The following is a 17010-nucleotide window of genomic DNA, read 5'->3' as shown; positions in this document are numbered from 1 at the left end:
GGGCCGTCTGGCCGCGAACGGCCAGCGCCGAACGCGGGCCCGGGGGACGCGGTTCCGCCACCCTGTCGCACGATTCGCCCCGCCGGTGCAAAGGGCAGCGGCGGCCTAGGTGACAAGGCCGATTCGGCGGCGGATCGTTTCGTCCCGCAGCGACACCTCGGCGCCCCGGAACGCGTCGCCCTCGGGACCGGCCAGCCAGACCAGGGCCCGGGCGGGCCATTCGGGCGGGACATGCGCCGACCAGTCCAGCTTGCTGACGGGATTGATGCCGCTTTTGCGGATGGCGTCCTGCATGTCGGTCGCCACCGTGCCGGGCGACAGGCTGATGGCGCGGATGCCGTCCGCGCGCGCTTCGTGATCCAGGGCGCGGGTCAGCATCCAGGCGCCCGCCTTGCTGGCGCAATAGGCGCTCCAGCCTTCTTGCGGGGCATGGGCGGCGCCGGATCCGACGGTCAGGACCGTTCCGCCGCCGCCGGCGCGCATCACCGGAAGCGCGGCGCGCATTCCGTGAAAGACCCCCTTCAGGTTCACGTCGACGGCCTGGCCCCATTCCTCGGCGTCGGCCGAGGCGATCCCGGCGATCGGGCCGATCAGCCCGGCATTGTTGACCAGCACGTCCAGCCGCCCCCGGCGGTCGCGCAGCAGGGCCACGGCGCGGTCCATGTCGGCGGCCCTGGCCACGTCCCCGGCCAGGGCGAGGCCGCCGATCGCGGCCGCAAGATCCGTCACCGCAGCCTCGTTCCGGGCCATCAGGCCCACAAAGGCGCCCGCCTCGGCAAAGGCCCGGGCGGCGGCCGCCCCGATGCCGCGGCTGGCGCCGGTGACCAGAACCACCTTGCCGTGAAGATTGACCATCCCGTCCTCCTTGCGACGAACCGTGACCCTTGGGGGTCAAATCCCTTGCGCTTAAACCAGCCCGGCACTGGTCATGTCCAGCGGCAAGCGGCCGCCCCGCCGCGGGACGCTTGACAGGTCCGGGCGGCGGGACATTCCATGGCGGAAACCCCCCAAGGAGAGCCCGGCCATGTGCACCGCCTGCCTGATCGAGGACGTGAAGACCCGCATGCTGTCGCGCCGCCGCCTGTTTTCCGGCGCGGCGGCCACCGCGGCGGCAGGCGTCGCCGCCGGTGTGTCGGGCCCGCGCCCCGCCCTGGCGCAGGCCAGGGGACGGGTCGTGGACCTGACCCACGCCTATGACGGGGCCTTTCCCACCTTCGACGGCAAGCCCGGGATCCTTTACGAGACCGACAAGAATTTCGATCCCGACGGCTATCACCTGTTCAAGCTGACGATCTTCGAACATACCGGCACCCATATCGACGCGCCGCTGCATTTCGCCGAGGACGGGATCCCCGTCGATGCCCTGCCGGCCGAAAGCCTGATCGCCCCCCTGTGCGTCATCGACATCGCGGCCAGGGCGGCCGAGGATCCGAATGCCGTCGTCGAGCCTGGGGACATCGAGGCCTGGATCTCGGCCCATGGCGACATTCCCGCGGGCGCCTGCGTGGCCATGAATTCGGGCTGGACGGCCCGGATCGGCGATCCGTCCTGGCGCAACGGGCCGGACGGAGCCCTGGCCTTTCCCGGTTTTTCGAAAGGCGCAACCGATCTGCTGGCCGAGGCGGGCGCGGCCTCGATCGGCGTGGACACGATGTCGCTGGACCCGGGAAACTCGGCCGATTTCGCCGTGCATCATTCCTGGCTGCCGTCGGGCCGTTTCGGGATCGAGGGATTGGCCAATCTCGACCAGCTTCCGCCGGCGGGCGCCACCGTCTTCATCGGCGCGCCCAAGCATCGCGGCGGCACCGGCGGCCCCGCCCGCATTCTGGCCATGCTTTGAGGCGGCAATATTCAATCGGCGGAAAAGTCGATCCGCCCAATTTCATCAGCAATTTCTTGCAACGCCATTTCGCCTGCAATTCGACAAGGCTTTCCAAAAGGCGATCCCTGGCCTATTCGAAGGCCGACAGCTTCGGGAGGGTCCATGGACATCGATTACAACGATTTGACGCTTGAAGAACTGAAGGACATCAACAGAAAATCGGCGGCCGCCATTGCCGATTACGAAAACCGCCAGAAAAAGCAAGCCATTCAGAAGGCCACCGAAATTGCGAAGGCCGCGGGCTTTTCCTCTTTGGAGGAGATGATCGCGGCCCAACCGGCGAAACGGCCGCAGGGCGAGGCCAGATACCGCAACCCGGAAAATCCCGACATGACCTGGACGGGCCGGGGCCGCAAGCCGGGATGGATCATCGAGGCGCTGAAGGCGGGAAAGCCGCTGGACGATTTCGCGATCTGATCGGGCAAACGGAACGCCTTGACGCCGTCTGCTTTTTTACGCCGAAACGGGATCGCGCGGCGAAAGTCGCCGAATAACCGCCGCCGGGTTCGCGCCCTGAAAGCCGCGTTGACGAAAGGCGACGGTTTCTTGCCGCCCTTTTGATTTGAAAGGGCGGCAGGCGATGGCGGCAGACTTCGGACGGCCTCCTTGTCCGACACGGCGGGCGAATATCTCAAGTTGAAACGGCTGCGCTTCAGCGTCGGGAATGCCTTGCCGGTCCGGCACGGTTTTCCTTGTCGCCCGTCATGCCAATTGATGTCGCCACAAAGGTCGCTTCGGGAGCAGCGGCCCGGGGCTTTGCCCATCCCACGGGCGCAAAGCACGGCGCGGCCAGGGCGGCATCGCGTCGGGCGCCCGGCCGCGTCAACCGGGCAGGCCCGCGATCATCGTGGACCGGCAAGCGCGGGTCTGGTCGGAAGAGCTGGCTCGACAAACGCGCTGAACGACGCGCAGCGGAAGCTCAGGACGCGCAGACCTTGCCGCCCGCCCAATAAGGGCCGTGTCGGCCTCGTTGCTGGCGGCGACAGGCAGAATCCCCAAATCGCATGGCCGCCGGCCCCGTCCCTACGGCCCTTGTGCTGGAGAGCGGGCCGGGGCCGGCTTGTCGCTCGAGGCCCATGCGACATTTCCAAATGGCTCAGGAAGCGACATTTCAACTTGGTGACAACACCCGGCCCTGCGGTTTGAAGGCAGCCCCGCCCCTCTGGCGGAACGGGCGAAACCCGCGGCCGCATGACGCCGTTGACACGGAACAATCCGGCAAAGGCACATGGTTCTTCTCACCCCCGACCGGCGCTATATCGTTGTCCGCGGCAGGCTGTGGCGGGCGGCGAACCCCAACCTTTCCGAAGCCGAGCGCCAGCGCCTCGTGTCGCGGCTGATGGCGGCGCGGCGGGCCGTCCGCGCGGCCCGGGCCAAGAACGACGCGCAGGCCGAGGATGCCGCGCACCGTGCCGTCGAGAAGGCCAAGCAGGACCTTGGCGAACGCGGGCCGGTCTGGTGGAACGACGGCGCCGCAGACCTGAACCGCAGGATGGCGAAGAACACGCCCTATTCCGACTGGTTCGCGGCCCAGGCGGCAAACGACGACGGGGGTTGACAGGCCGGATCCGTCCGGCCGGACCGCCTTCGGGGCTGGCCCGGATCCGTCCCGCGCGCCGCAAGCCGCCTTCGGGAAGGCCGCGGCGACAGGCGCCGTCCCTGCATTAACCCTTTGGCAAGACGCATTCGCCTTTGGTGTTAACCGTTCCGTCATTCCCCTCGTCTGATGGCCATTGGCCGCCGCGCTCGTTGATCCGGGCGGGGTCCGCGCGGGATGATCGGGCGTGAAGACTCGCTGCGGCGCACGCGTGCCACAAGGCCTGACACCCAGCACAAGGGGAAACGCAGATGCCGACGATCGACGGTTCCATGACCGACTGGTTTCCGGTTGCCCGACTGGACACGCCCGCGACGGGAACCGCGGGCTATGGCCTGTGGGGCATCGCCGAGCCGGGTTATCTGTATTTCGCGATGACCGCCGACAGCGCCGTTATCGGCGACAACACGACGCTGTGGCTGGACACCGACCTGAACCGGGCCACCGGATACCAGATCTGGGGATGGGCCGGCGGGGCGGAATACCATGTCGAGATCGCCGCGAACGGCACCGCGCGGCTGTTCAGCGGCGGCCCCGAGCAGACCCTGGTGGCCGAGCTGGAGGAAGCCCGCAGCGCCGACGGGCGCGTGCTGGAGTTCCGCATCGACCGCACCCTGCTGGCCGGCAACCCCACATCCGTGCGCGTCTATGCCGACGTGAACGACGCGGCCTTCCTGCCCAACTCCTATGCCACGGCGAACCTGCTGGTAAGCGACCCGGCGCCCTCCGTCACGGCCGGGGGCAAGACCCTGGACGGCAGCCTGGCCGAATGGGCGGCGTCCACCCGCCTGGACAGCGCCGCGACGGGCGCGGCGGGCTATGCCCTGCACGGCGACTTGCAGGCCGGCACCTATACCTTCGCCATTGCCAGCGACGCGGTGCAGATCGGCGCGAACACGACGATCTGGCTGGACACCGACCGCAACGGCGCGACCGGATACCGGGTCTGGGGATGGGCGGTCGGCGCGGAATACAACATCAACATCGGCGCCGACGGGGTGGCGCGGCTGTACAGCGGCGCGGCGGGCCAGACCTTCGTGGCCGATCTGAGCTTCGCCCGCAGCGCCGACGGCAGAACCATCGAGTTCGCGGTCGATCAGGCGCTGCTGGGCGGGTCCACCTCGACCCGGGTCTTTGCCGACGTGAATGACTCGGTCTTCATTCCCAACAATTACGGCAGCGCGAACTTTGTCGTGGGAAGCCTGCCGCCGACCGTCGTGGGGGGCGTCACGCTGGACGGCTCGCTGGGGGAATGGGCGGCGGGCAGCCTGCTGACCACGCAGGCGGGCCACACGCTGCGCGGCCAGCTTGTCCCGGATGCCGCGGGCGACAGCTATGTCTTCGCCATCGGCGGCACCTCGATCGGGGCGAACACCACGATCTGGCTGGACACCGACCTGAACAGCGCCACCGGCCACAGGATCTGGGGTTGGGCCGGGGGATCGGAATACAACATCAACATCGGCGCCGACGGGGTGGCGAGGCTGTACAGCGGCGCGGCGGGCCAGACCTTCGTGGCCGAACTGAAATTCGCCCGCAGCGCCGACGGCACCGGGTTCGAGGTCGCGGTGCCCAAGGCCCTGCTTGCGGGCAATCCCGGCCAGGTCCGGGTGCTGGCCGACGTGAACGATTCCGTGTTCCTGCCGGGCGACTATGCCAGCGCCAACCTGGTGGTGGGCACGGCCCCGCCGCCCGACCCGGTGGACGCGCCCCAGTCCCGCATCGCCATCGTTTATTCCGACACCACCGCCGCCAATTTCTATGACAAGACGGCCTACGGGCAGCTGTTCATGTCCGCCCAGAGCCAGGCCATACAGGCGGGCGTCCCCTTTGATCTGCTGACCGAGGCGGACCTGCTGAACCCGGCCGCGCTGGCGGGCTATGACGCCATCGTCTTTCCCGGCTTTTCGCATGTGCAGGGGGGCCAGGCCGCGGCCATCGCCACCTCGCTGGCGACCGCGGTGCGCGATTACGGCGTCGGCCTGATCGCGGCGGGCAACTTCATGACCAACGACCAGACGGGGGCGGCGCTGGCCGGGGATTCCTATGCTCGGATGAAATCGCTGCTGGGCGTCACGCTGGAAGGCTTCGGCGCCACCAGCGGGATCACGCTGCGGGCGACGGCGGGATCCAATCCGATCCTGGACGGCTATGGCGACAACCAGGTCGTGGGCGTCTACGGCAACACGTCCTACCTGAACTTCACCGACACCACCGGCACCGGACAGGTGCTGTTCGAGCAGGTCGTGACCGGCGACACCCTGGGCGCGGTGATCGCCACCCAGACCGTCGGCCGCAACGTCCATTTCGCCACCGACGCGATCATGGGCAACAACAACATCCTGGGCGAGGCCATCGACTGGGTGCTTCAGGACAATTCGCCCGACATCTCGCTGCTGATGACGCGCAACAAGTCGCTGTTCTATTCGCGCAACGACATGGACCAGTCGCAAGAGGTCTTCGATGTCAGCACCCGGGATCCCGGCATCTACGACGCGATGCTGCCGATCATCGAAAACTGGTACGCCCAATACGGCTTTGTCGGATCCTATTACGTCAATATCGGGGCCTATGCGCCCGACCAGGTGACCGACTGGGCGGTGTCGAAGCCCTATTACGACCGCATCCGCGCCCTGGAAAGCGAGATCGGGACGCATTCCTTCACCCATCCCCACGACACCAACCTGCTGCTGCCGGACGTGATCACGACCGAGATGCTGCAAGCGCGCATCGCGGCCTATGCCGGCATCGTCGATCACGGCGTGCCGGTCTGGTCGCCCTATGCGACCCATGCGGATGCCGATCCCGCCGTGATCGCCGCCCTGTCGCGGATGACCGCCAGCCAGATCAACGCCGTTCTGGCCGACACGCTGGCCCGGACCAACCCGGCCAATCCCGGCGCCGTCAGCGTTCTTGCGCTGACCGAGGTGGAGCGCGCGGTGCTGGAAGCGTCCTACAGGTTCCAGTTCGACTATTCCCGGCAGATCATCGCCCGCGAACTGGGCATTCCCGTCACCGGCGCCGCCGTTCCCGGCGCGCCCGAGCGGCTGGACGCCACGCGCGAGATGATCAAGTATTTCGACTATCTCAGCGGCGGCTATTCGGGCACCGGGGCGGGCTATCCGGGCGCCTTTGGCTTTCTGACCCCGGGCGAGGACCAGCGCGTCTATCTGGCGCCCAACATGTCCTTCGACTTCTCGCTGGTCGGCTGGGGCGGGCTGACGCCCCAGCAGGCCGAGGCCGCATGGCTGAAGGAATTCTCGGCGCTGACCGCGAACGGCACAGCGCCGATCCTGGCCTTCCCCTGGCACGACTATGGCCCGACCAACTGGCTGAACGATCCCGGGCAGGTTTACAACCTGCAAATGTTCCAGTCGCTGATCTCGGCCGCCGCCGCCGCCGGGACCGAGTTCGTGACCGGCAAGGATCTGGCCGACCGGATCGAAAGCTTTTCGAACAGCACCCTCACCGCCACGCGCGCGGGCAATGTCGTCACCGCGACCGTGGGATTGTCGGATGCGGGCAACTTCGCGCTGGACATGGGCAAGGAAGGCCGCATCGCCTCGGTCGCCAACTGGTATGCCTATGACGAGGATTCGGTCTTTCTGCCCCGGGCCGGCGGCACCTTCCAGGTCACGCTGGGCAGCACGATGGCCGACGTGACGCGCATCGCCGCGCTGCCGATGCGGGGCGAGCTGATCTCGGTTTCGGGGAACGGGTCCGACCTGAACTTCAGCTTCCAGGGGCGGGGCGAGGTGCTGGTCGATCTGAAGACCCAGGGCACCATCCCGGTCCGCATCACCGGCGCGGACGGCGCGACGCTGCCCGGCGCGGGAATGGTGTCGCTGGCCTTCAACACGCTCAAGCAGAACGCGGCGATGGTCGATTTCCTGACGGCGGGGGCGCAGCTGATCGGCGCCGCCGCCACCGACATCCTGCTGGGCGGCTCCGGGGCCAACCGCCTGGAGGGGCGGGGCGGCAACGACGTGCTGTTCGGCGCGGCGGGGGCCGACCGCTTCGTCTTCCGCGCGGGCGAGGCCTTCGACACGATCCTGGACTTCGACAGCGGCGTGGACCGGCTGGAATTGCGCGGCTTCGGCTTTCTGACCGCCGCCGCCGCCCGCGCCGCCTTTGTCGATACCGCCGACGGGCTGGAACTGGTCCGGGGCACCAGCCACCTGCTGCTGTCCGGGCTGGACGCCGCCGACCTGCTGACCGGCGACATCGTCAATTCTTTCTTCGTCTGATCCGTTTTCAAGAAATCAGAGGGACATTGTGATGGACAAAAAGCTATTTGGAACCGATGGCGTCAGGGGACGCGCGAATGTCTGGCCCATCACGCCCGAGGCCGTCATGCAGCTGGGCCGGGCGGCGGGGCGCCATGTCGCCCGCAGGGGACAATCCCGGACCGTGGTGATCGGCAAGGACACGCGGCTTTCCGGCTATATGGTCGAAAGCGCCCTTGTCGCGGGCTTCACCTCGGCGGGGATGAACGTCCTGCTGACCGGCCCCTTGCCGACGCCCGCCGTGGGCATGTTGACGCGGTCGCTGCGCGCCGATCTGGGCGTGATGATCTCCGCCTCGCACAATCCCCATCACGACAACGGCATCAAGTTCTTCGGCTCCGACGGCTACAAGCTGTCGGACGCGGACGAGGCCGCCATCGAGGCCGCCATGGGCAGAACCGGCGATCTGGCGGAACCGTCGCTGATCGGCCATGCCCGGCGCATCGACGGGGCGGGCGAACGCTACATGGAGTTCGTCAAGCACGCCTTTCCGCGCGGGCTGCGCCTGGACGGGCTGCGCGTGGTCGTCGATGCCGCCAACGGCGCGGCGCACCGCGTCGGGCCGGAGCTGATCTGGGAACTGGGCGCCGAGGTGATCCGCGTCGGCACCGATCCGAACGGCACCAACATCAACGCGGGCTGCGGCTCGACCGCGCCGCAGGCCTGCATCGACGCGGTTCTGGCGCAGGGGGCGGACCTGGGGATCAGCCTGGACGGCGACGCCGACCGGGTCCACCTGATCGACGAGAAAGGCCGCCTGGTCGATGGCGACCAGCTGATGTGCGTGATCGCCGAACGCGCCCATGCCCGGGGCAAGCTGGCCCACGACACGCTTGTGGCGACGGTGATGTCCAATTCCGGGCTGGAACGCCATCTGGCGGGCCGGGGCATCCGCACCATCAGCACAAAAGTCGGCGACCGCCACGTGGTCGAGCGGATGCGCCAGACCGGCTGCACCGTCGGCGGCGAACAGTCCGGCCACATCATCCTGTCCGAATTCAGCACCACCGGCGACGGCCTGGTGGCCGCCTTGCAGGCCCTGGCCGCGATCCGCGAAGCCGAGCGCCCCGCGTCCGAGGTGCTGTCGCGCTTTGCGCCGTTGCCCCAGATCACCCGCAACGTCCCGATCGAGCGCGGCAGCGCACCGCTGGACCGGCCCGCCGTGATCGATGTGATCGACCGGATGACCCGGCGGCTCGAAGGCACCGGGCGGCTGATGGTCCGCCCCTCGGGAACCGAGCCCCTGGTCCGAATCATGGCCGAAGGCGAGGATCCCGACCTGCTGGCCGCCATCGCCGACGAGGTCAGCCATGTCCTGCGCGGCGATGTCCTGCGCGGCGATGTCCTGCCCGTCCACCCCTGCCCCGCCGCCTTCGCGGCGGCCCCCGAGCGGCCCCCGCTGGCCCGCAGCGCCTGAGGAGAAAGTTTCATGTGCGGCATCGTCGGCGTTATCGCCAAGCAGCCCGCGGCCCAGATGCTTCTGGCCTCGCTGGGGAAACTGGAATACCGCGGCTACGATTCCGCGGGCCTGGCCATCCTGGAAGAGGGCGTGCTGGACCGCCGCCGGGCCGTGGGCAAGCTGTCGGCGCTGGTGCAGCTTGTGGCCGACCGGCCGCTGCCCGGCACCACCGGCATCGGCCATACCCGCTGGGCTACCCATGGCGGCCCGACCGAGGCCAACGCCCATCCGCACCGCTCGGGGCCCGTTGCGGTTGTCCACAACGGCATCATCGAGAACTATCTCGAGCTGAAGCGGGATCTCGCCGCCGCGGGATACGGCTTCGAATCCCAGACCGATACCGAGGTGATCGCCACGCTCTGCGCCTCGATGCTGGCGCGGGGGCTGAGCTGCGAGGACGCGGCGGCGGCCACCATCGCCAAGCTGCGCGGCGCCTATGCGCTGTGCTTCGTCTTCGACGGGCGGCCCGACCTGCTGATCTGCGCCCGGCGCGGATCGCCCCTGGTCATCGGCCTGGGCGAGGGCGAGAATTTCGTCGGCTCGGACGCCATCGCCCTGGCCGCGATGACGGACCGCATCTGCTATCTCGAGGAAGGCGATTGGGCCGTCCTGACCCGCGACGGCGTGCGCATCCATGACGCGGCGGGCAACCCCGTCACGCGCGAGGTGCAGACCGTCGCGCTGGAAACCATTATCGCCGACAAGGGCCAGCACCGGCACTTCATGGCCAAGGAGATCCACGAGCAGCCCAGCGTCATCGCCCGGGCCCTGGGGGCCTGGATCTCGGACGACCGTCACCGGATCGCCTGCGCCGCCGAGGCCGTGGACTGGTCCGGGATTTCGCGCCTGACCATCGTGGCCTGCGGCACCGCCTTTTATGCCGCCCATGTCGCCAAGGTCTGGATGGAGCGCGTCGCCCGCCTGCCCGTGGAAATCGAGATCGCGTCCGAGTTCCGCTATCGCGAGCCGCCGCTGCCCGCGCGCGGCGTCACCATGGTCGTCAGCCAGTCGGGAGAGACCGCCGACACCCTGGCCGCCCTGCGCTATGCCAAGGCGCAAGGCCAGATCACCCTGGGGCTGGTCAACGTCACCACCTCGACCATCGCGCGCGAGGCCGACATCGTGCTGCCGATCCATGCGGGGCCGGAAATCGGCGTGGCCTCGACCAAGGCGTTCACCGCGATGGTGCTGTGCCTGTCGGCGTTGGCCGTGATGATCGCCCGCAAGCGCGGCGCCATCGACGCGGCCGGGGAACGCGCCCATGTCGAGCTTCTGTCCACCGTTCCGCGCCTGATGTCCGAGACCATCGCGCTGGAGGGGCAGTTCGAAGCCCTGGCCCGCGACATCGCCGAGGCGAAGGACGCGCTCTTTCTGGGACGGGGGCTGATGTATCCGCTGGCGCTGGAAGGGGCCCTGAAGCTCAAGGAGATCACCTATATCCATGCCGAGGGCTATGCGGCGGGCGAGATCAAGCACGGCCCCATCGCCCTGGTGGACGAGGCCACGCCCATCGTCGCCCTGGCCCCCCATGACGCGCTGTTCGAGAAGATCGCCTCGAACCTGCGCGAGGTCATGGGCCGCAAGGGCCGCGTGGCCCTGATCGGGGACGCGGGAGCCTGCCGCGAGATGGGGGACGAGGTTTGGCGCAGCATCGCCCTGCCGGCGGCCGATCCGCTGCTGGCCCCCTTTCTTTACGCCGTCGCGGTCCAGTTCATCGCCTATCACGCCGCCGTCGCCAAGGGCACGGACGTGGACCAGCCCCGCAACCTTGCTAAATCCGTCACGGTGGAATGATGCGCAAGAAGACGAAGCTTTCCCAAAACTCTCAAGGCAAGACCATCCTGGCGACCGGGGGCGCCGGGTATATCGGATCGCATGTCGTGGTCGAACTGCTGGAAGCGGGCCACCAGGTCGTCATCCTGGACAACTTCGAGAATTCGGATCGCCGCACCGTGGCGCGCATCCCCCAGATCGCCAAGGGCACGGTTGTCCTGGTCGAAGGGGATGTCCGCGACCGGGCGGTCGTCACCGAAGTCCTGCGGCAGTACCGCATCGACGCGGTGATCCACCTGGCGGGCAAGAAGGCGGTCGGGGAATCGGTGGCCGACCCGCTGCTTTATTTCCGCGACAATCTGATGGGGGCCATCTCGTTGTTGCAGGCCATGCAGGCGGCCGCCGTGCGCAAGCTGGTGTTCTCGTCCTCGGCAACGGTTTACGGGGTGCCCAAGGTGCTGCCGATCCCCGAAACCGCGCCCACCGGGACCACCAACCCCTATGGCCGCACCAAGCTGATGATCGAGGAGATGATCGACGATCTGGTTGCGGCCGACCCTGGCTTCCGCACAATCTCGCTGCGCTATTTCAACCCGGTGGGCGCCCATCCCAGCGGGCTGATCGGGGAAAATCCGCGCGATGTGCCCAACAACCTGTTCCCTTACGTGGCCCAGACGGCCATCGGCCAGCGTCCCGAGGTGCAGGTCTTCGGGGCGGATTACGACACGCCGGACGGAACGGGGGTGCGCGACTATATCCACGTCATGGACCTGGCGCGGGGGCATGTCGCGGCGATCGACCGCCTGTTCGGCGATGCGCCGGACGACCGCCACCTGCGCATCAACCTGGGCACCGGAACGGGCTACAGCGTGTTGCAGATCATCAGCGCCTTTTCGGACGCCTGCGGCTTTCCGGTCCCCTACCGCGTGACCGACCGCCGCCCGGGCGACGTGGCGGTGTCGCTGGCCGATCCCTGCCGCGCGGGCGCGGTCCTGGGATGGCGCGCGACCCGCGACCTGGCCCGGATGTGCGCCGATCACTGGGCCTTCCAGCAGCAGGCGGCACTGGACAGCAGGCCCTATCTTGTGGCGAAATCGGATTTCGGAGCCATGGCCCCTGTGCCCAGCTTCAGCGCCTCTCCCTAGGGTCGCCGCAAGGATGATCCTGGGGCACCGCGACGCCATGCACGGGCCCGATCCGACCCTGCGCCGGGGGGCGGCGCCTTTCGGGACACGACCAGCCTTGAACATCACGTCACTGCTTCGGCCTGCCGCCCTTTTCGGTCTGATGGCCGCCTGCCTGCCGGGCGGACCGGCCCGCGCCCAGGATGCGCCCCCCGTTCTTCAGCCGCCCGACCGGTCTTCCGGCCAGGAATGCGTCATGTCCAACGCCCGGTCCCGCGCCGCCCGGCTGGCCGCAAGCCTGCAAGACGGCTTCGCGGTCCAGTACTGGGGCACGACCTATGACGCCGACACGCTGTCGCGCCAGCCGCACGGCCTGCTGATCCTGGAGATCACCCGGATCGGCGCGCCCTACAGCGACACCGGCCGCGAGGTCTTCTTCACCCCCGAGGAGATCGCGAAGATCAACAAGAACGGCGCCCGCCCGGTGCTGGGCTATCTGAACGTCACCGAGATCGAGCATTACCGCGACTACTGGATCGACCAGATGGGCGGCATCGACGTGCCGCCGCCGGCCGTCCTGCCCGACTGGTACGGCCCCACCACAGTGCACAAGGAACATCTGTCCACCTACTGGACGGACGCCTGGCACAAGATCCTTCTGGAACGGACCGACCGGCTGATGCAGACGGGCATCGACGGGCTGTTCCTGGACGACGTGCTGCATTACTACAGCCATGCGATGGACAAGACCCTTGCCTGGCCCGAGGGCAAGACCCCGGACGGCCCCGCGGACGCCCCCGGCATGGCGCGCGAGATGATGCGCCTGGTCGGGCTGATCGCGGATCGGGCGCGGCAATGGAACTGCGACGCCTATGTCGTGGTGAACAACGGCGTCTTCATCGGACGGGATGCCATGGGAGGGGGCGATCCCCAGGGCAAGGCGGCCTTTTCCGACTATCTGGAAGCGATCGACGCGATCATGGTCGAAAACGTCTCGGCGCCCACGACCCATGTTCATACCACCGAGGCCCTGCAAGAGGATTTCCGCCGCAACGGCGTCTCGGTTCTGTCGCTGGACATCGCCACGCAGTTCCCCGACCACAAGCCCGAGGCCCTGCGCGACCTGATCGCCGAAAAGGCGACGCAGGCGGGGTTCTATCCCTATGTCGCCGCCGACAACGTCTTCAACCAGGTTTATCCGCCGATCCGCTCGCCGCTGCGCTGGCCGGGAGGGCCGGAATGACGCTGTCGCGCAGGCGCTGGCGCAGGCCGGGATGGTCCGCCGCCCCGGCCAGCAGCACCCGGTGAAAGGGGCTGCCCCGCAGCCCGTCCAGCAGCGACATCCAGATCAGTTGGTCCCATTCGGACAAGGGCTGGCGCGAAGCGGCGACCAGGTGGCGATAGGTCGCGGCGCGGTCGCCCCGCCAGTTGGCCCAGGCCGCGCCGACCAGCGGGGCCGCCTTGTAGACATCCTCGTTCAGCAGCCCGCGCCAAGGCACCAGCGCCTGCGCGCCGCGATAGCGCACGAACTGCATCAGCGCCTGGCCCACCGCCGGGGCGCCCGCCGCATCCCCGCCCGAGACAAGCGCCGCATGCAGGCCGCGCATGTCCCCGGTGCTTTCGGCCAGATAGGACAGCGTGGCCCATTCGGCCTCGGACAGCGTGCCGCGGGTGGCCAGCCATTCGCCTTGCAGGATGCGGGCGATGCCGCCATGGCCGCTGCGCGCGAAGATCGGCAGCACCACGTGGCTTTCCGCCGGCGCGGCGCGGAAACCGTCGCGCGCGACCAGGATCGCCGCGTCGATGGCGCCCCGGCCGATCAGCGCCCGGACCGAGGTTTCCAGCGCCTCGGCGCCCTGCGGCCCCGCCGTCCAGCGGGCCGCCGCGGCGACCGCCTCGGCGGGGCGGCCGGCCTCGATCAGGTATTCCAGCAGCCTGCGCTTGAAGGACGCGTGCCCCTCGGCCGTGCTGTCGGCCAGGGTGGCGAACAGCGCCTCGTAATCGCCGATCCGCCCGTCATGGATCAGCAAAAGCCCAAGACGCTCGATTTCAGGGGGTGTCAAGGCCGTCGGATCCTCGGACAGAAGCAGGTCGCGCTCGGCCTCGGGCTGGCGCAGGGCCTGATACCAGCCGCCAAGGCGCAACCGCCGGTCGGCCGAGGGAAAGGCCTCCTGGGCCTGTTGCAGAAAGACCGCCGCGGCGGCCAGATCGCCCGCGGCCGCCTCGATGCCCGCCAGGGTTTCCAGAACCTCCTCGGACGGGCTGGCCTGCGCCCGCAGCCGCTGAAAGGACCGCCGCGCGCGGTCCAGATCGCCGTCCGCCAGGGACAGTCGGCCATAAAGAAGCTCGAGGTTGTCGTGAAAGGCGACCCGGCCCTCGGCCCCGCGCAGCTCGCGCAGGGCTTCCTCGGGCTCCAGGCGCGACAGCTCGGCCTCCAGCCGGACGGCGGGGTCGGGGCGCAGCGCCATGACCCCGGCCACGGCGGCGGCACACAGCGCCACCGAGGCCACCGCGAAGTTGCGCATCCCGTCGAGCAGCATCTCAGCACCCTCCCTTGACGGACAGGCCGCGCAACCCGCCGGGCGCGGCAGGCACCCTGATGGCCAGGACGCCAGCCGCGCTTGCCACCATGGCGCGGGGCCGGTCATCGTTGACCCCCGAGATGGCGATCCCGTATTCCGCCCCCGGCTCTGCCGCCAGGGTCACGTCGCCCTCGGCAAAGCCCGAAAGCTCCAACGCCACGCCGCAGGTGCTGCGGCTCCAGCTTTCCACCACGGGCCGGCTGGCCAGAAGCGCGGGCGCGGCCGATCCCAGAACGACGCCGCCAGGCCGGTCGCTGTCGGTAAGGGCGACCAGCGGCGCATCCGTTCCCGGATCCAGGGCGACATACAGGCTGTCGCCCTTGCGGCGGGCGCCCATCACGCCTTCGCTGGCGGCCATGTCCAGCGCCCGGCCCTTCGCGCGGTCCAGGCGCAGGGTCTGCAAGGCCCCCCGGTCGCGGATCCGCCACAGGCCCGGCCCTTCCGCCGTGATCCGTGCCGTCAGGAAGCCCCTGACCGCCGCCGCATGGGCCGAAGCGCGGATTGGCGCCACATCGGACGACCGCGCCAATTCCAGAAAGGTTTCCACCGCGCGGCGGGTTTCGAAATGGATCATCGTGCGGGCGGCGAAAGACAGCTGGAAAGGCCGCAGCCGCCGCGGCTCCTCGGTCCGGCGCAGGGTTTCGCGAAAGCCGTGAAAGCCGTACAGCGCCGATGTCCAATAGTCCGTGTAAAGCGTGTCGCCGCCAAGCGCGTCGTTGATCTGCCGGTGCCGCCCGACCTGCGCCGACAGCGGCCACAATCCCGTCACCGAGGGGCGGGCCGCGTCCATGACGCCGCCGCCGCCGCCCATGCTGCCGATGCCGGTCCGCTCGGCCGCTTCCAGCGCGGCTTCGAAGGGGCGGGCATCGCCGCTCCAGGCGTAAAGGCCGACGGGCCGTTCGCCCCCGGACAGCGCGTTCACCTGGTCGACGGCGCCGCCCACCTCCTGCTCCAGGTCGAAGGGCGCGGTGGCGTATTTGCGCGGCGCCCCCGGCGTGCGCGAAAAGGTCGAGGCCCCGGTATCGGCGAAAGCGTCGCGCAGCGTCTGCATGGCCGAGCTGACCAGCGCCCCCTGCCCCTCCTCTGCCACCTCGGGGGCGACCAGCATCTCGGCCTCGCGGTTGGGGTCGTAGGCGGCGAAGAAGGACCAGTCGCGGATGTCGCTGAAGCCCTGCGCCGCGCCTTCGACATTCGGCGCGGCCAGCGCCTGGATCGCCGCCTGCCGCCCCCGTTCGGCGGCGGGACCCCCCAGGTCGGGCGACAGGTCGCCCGCCAGCACCGCCACCGTGATCGGCAGATCCTCGAACGGCGCGATCAGGCGTTCCACCAGAACCTCCGAGGCCAGCTGCTGCGCTTCTCCGAAGACCTCCGCGGGCATCACGTCCAGCCAGCCGACCGAGGAAACCGTGACAAAGAAGGTGCGCAGCCCCTGCAAGGTCGTCGGATCGGGCTTCGGAACGGCGCTGTCCTGCAAGACGGCCTCGAAAAAGCCGAAGGGGTCGACGATCCAGGCCGCGCGGCCCTGCGTCCCCGGCTCGATCAAGGCGCCGCCATGGACATAGCCGCCCGCCGGTCCGATCACCGCCAGGGCGATGGAAACGCCCTGGGCATCGATTTGCAGCAGCGGCCGGGCGGCGGGAAGGGCCGTCACGCCCCGGTAATCGCCGGGCCGGATCAGGAAATCGGCTTCGTGGTCCAGCAGGTCTTCATCCTTGGCAGATACAGCAGCCGACACGCCCGCCGCGTAAATGACGCCGTCCGTTTGAATTCCCATGGCGCCCATGGCCCTTGCCGACAATTCGGGCGGAAGATTCGCCCAGAATTCGATATCGTCAAAGGCCACGATCCTGGGGCCGCCGTTGCAGAACGCCCCGTCCTGCGCCAGCCAGCCCGCAAATCCGTCCGTTTCCGCCACGGGTTCGTCAAGCCAGGACAGAACAAGCCCGACATCCGCAGGATCGACCTCGGGCGGGGCGTTGCGGCTGATGTCGTGATAAACCACCACCTGCCCCAGGTAATTGAGAACGACTTCGGCAAATCTGTAGATGCGGGTGTTGCGGACCTCTCCCTCGCGGCTGCCGTCGTAAAGGGCCAGCGTCGCTCGCGGCACGCTGTCGCACGCCTGCGCCGCCGCGGTGCCCGGCGCCCAGAAAAGCCCAAGGGTCATCAGCGCCGACAGGGCGCGCAATATCCGCAGGGGTTGAAAATAAATCCGGGACATTCTCTTTCCGGGATATTCGCGACCGGCATCAAATCATCCTTGTTATGAGGGATAACCGGCCGTCTTTCCACAGCCCAAAGGTGAAA

General features: G+C 68.6%; 10 protein-coding genes and 1 pseudogene. 8 read left to right on the top strand and 3 right to left on the bottom strand.

Going from position 1 to position 17010, the window contains the following annotated elements; genetic code table 11:
* Positions 1 to 105 precede the first annotated feature (105 nt).
* Complete coding sequence (locus tag ACFOM8_RS15440; protein WP_377762852.1) at positions 106 to 855, bottom strand: SDR family oxidoreductase; 750 nt, start codon at positions 853 to 855, stop codon at positions 106 to 108.
* A 169-nt stretch (positions 856 to 1024) separates the two neighbouring features.
* Here ACFOM8_RS15440 and ACFOM8_RS15435 point away from each other — a divergent pair, with 169 nt between their 5' ends.
* The 8 genes and pseudogenes from ACFOM8_RS15435 (at position 1025) to ACFOM8_RS15400 (ending at position 13364) form a co-directional block, all read left to right on the top strand.
* On the top strand, positions 1025 to 1840 hold the full coding sequence (locus tag ACFOM8_RS15435) for a cyclase family protein (RefSeq protein ID WP_377762850.1): 816 nt from the start codon (positions 1025 to 1027) through the stop codon (positions 1838 to 1840).
* A gap of 144 nt (positions 1841 to 1984) precedes the next feature.
* Positions 1985 to 2299, top strand: coding sequence for an H-NS histone family protein (locus ACFOM8_RS15430; RefSeq protein WP_377762847.1), 315 nt, complete (start codon positions 1985 to 1987; stop codon positions 2297 to 2299).
* Positions 2300 to 3110: 811 nt separating this feature from the next.
* Positions 3111 to 3440 carry a hypothetical protein gene (locus ACFOM8_RS15425; protein WP_377762846.1) on the top strand — a complete coding sequence of 110 codons (330 nt, stop codon included), beginning with the start codon at positions 3111 to 3113 and terminating at the stop codon, positions 3438 to 3440.
* Positions 3441 to 3730: 290 nt separating this feature from the next.
* Positions 3731 to 7726, top strand: a complete 3996-nt coding sequence (locus ACFOM8_RS15420) for a hypothetical protein (protein WP_377762844.1) — start codon at positions 3731 to 3733, stop codon at positions 7724 to 7726.
* A 31-nt stretch (positions 7727 to 7757) separates the two neighbouring features.
* Positions 7758 to 9086, top strand: a pseudogene (gene glmM / locus ACFOM8_RS15415) (phosphoglucosamine mutase); the annotation flags it as partial.
* A gap of 108 nt (positions 9087 to 9194) precedes the next feature.
* Positions 9195 to 11018: a glutamine--fructose-6-phosphate transaminase (isomerizing) gene (glmS, locus tag ACFOM8_RS15410; RefSeq protein ID WP_377762842.1), complete on the top strand. Its 1824-nt coding sequence runs from the start codon at positions 9195 to 9197 to the stop codon at positions 11016 to 11018.
* A complete protein-coding gene (gene galE, locus ACFOM8_RS15405) occupies positions 11015 to 12142 on the top strand; it encodes a UDP-glucose 4-epimerase GalE (protein ID WP_377762841.1) in 1128 nt (375 codons plus the stop codon). The genes glmS and galE overlap by 4 nt, the downstream gene beginning before the upstream one ends.
* Positions 12143 to 12239: 97 nt before the next feature.
* Positions 12240 to 13364, top strand: coding sequence for a hypothetical protein (locus ACFOM8_RS15400; RefSeq protein WP_377762839.1), 1125 nt, complete (start codon positions 12240 to 12242; stop codon positions 13362 to 13364).
* On the opposite strand, the gene ACFOM8_RS15395 is transcribed toward ACFOM8_RS15400, so the two are convergent.
* Both ACFOM8_RS15395 and ACFOM8_RS15390 read right to left on the bottom strand, forming a co-directional pair.
* Positions 13306 to 14661 (bottom strand): tetratricopeptide repeat protein, encoded by a 1356-nt coding sequence (locus ACFOM8_RS15395; protein WP_377762837.1) that lies wholly within the window; start codon positions 14659 to 14661, stop codon positions 13306 to 13308. The genes ACFOM8_RS15400 and ACFOM8_RS15395 overlap by 59 nt on opposite strands.
* A gap of 1 nt (position 14662) precedes the next feature.
* Positions 14663 to 16870 (bottom strand): hypothetical protein, encoded by a 2208-nt coding sequence (locus ACFOM8_RS15390; protein WP_377762835.1) that lies wholly within the window; start codon positions 16868 to 16870, stop codon positions 14663 to 14665.
* Between the last annotated feature and the right edge of the window lie 140 nt (positions 16871 to 17010).

The organism is Paracoccus angustae (assembly GCF_042648745.1).
In the GTDB taxonomy this organism is placed as follows: domain Bacteria; phylum Pseudomonadota; class Alphaproteobacteria; order Rhodobacterales; family Rhodobacteraceae; genus Paracoccus; species Paracoccus angustae.
The sequence above is the reverse complement of the archived record's forward strand: the minus strand, read 5'-3'. Positions and strand labels throughout refer to the sequence as shown.